General features: G+C 69.8%; 1 protein-coding gene and 1 pseudogene. Both read left to right on the forward strand.

Translation table 11 applies throughout. The features are described 5' to 3' along the window. Positions 1 to 352 (forward strand): winged helix-turn-helix domain-containing protein (locus G3O00_RS42890; protein ID WP_206146620.1); only part of this gene is annotated, 352 nt, incomplete at its 5' end. Beyond that, positions 336 to 748, forward strand: a pseudogene (locus tag G3O00_RS42895) (two-component sensor histidine kinase); the annotation flags it as partial. The gene G3O00_RS42890 and the pseudogene G3O00_RS42895, both read left to right, overlap by 17 nt.

The following is a 748-nucleotide window of genomic DNA, read 5'->3' on the forward strand; positions in this document are numbered from 1 at the left end:
GTCGGCCGCGGCGCCCGAACAGCGCGAGCCGTTCGCGTTCGGCCGCTTCGTGCTCGACTTCCAGGCGCGCACGCTGTCGGTCGACGGCAAGCCGGCCACGCTGTCGAGCAGTGAATTCGCGCTGCTGAAGATCTTCGTGAACCACGCGCTGCGCACGCTCACGCGCGAGCGGCTGCTCGAGCTGCTGCACGGGCCCGAGTACGACGGTACCGACCGCGGCATCGACGTCCAGGTGTGGCGCCTGCGCCGCATCCTCGAAACGGATCCGTCGACGCCACGCTTCATCCAGACGGTCCGTGGGCGCGGCTATGTGTTCGTGCCCGACGGCGAGGCCCATGCGCAAACCCATTGATTCGCTGTTCGGGCGGCTGGCGCTACTCGTCGTCGGTGTCCTGCTCCTGTCGCACTTCGCGTGGTTTTTCGCGATGCGGCTCGAGCGCAGCCAGATGCAGACGCGTTACGCGGTCGAAGAGGCCGCATTCCTGGTCGACGCGGTGCGCCAGCACGTCGAGCGCACGCCCGACCAGCCGTTGCCGTCGCGCGTGCGGCTCGTGACGCCGGACAGCACCGACGTACCGAATGGCGATCCGTCGAACCTGCCGGCGCCGCTCAAGCGGTTCCGCGACGACGTGAGCGAGCGGATGCCGCCCGGCACGCGCGTCGAGATCGGCGCGCCCGGCCATCCGCCGGTGCTGTGGGTGAAGGAGCCGACCGACCGCAACTGGATCGTGGTGCCGGTGCAGCCGCT

It is taken from the genome of Burkholderia sp. Ac-20384, from assembly GCF_017104605.1.
Taxonomy (GTDB): Bacteria; Pseudomonadota; Gammaproteobacteria; order Burkholderiales; family Burkholderiaceae; genus Burkholderia; species Burkholderia lata.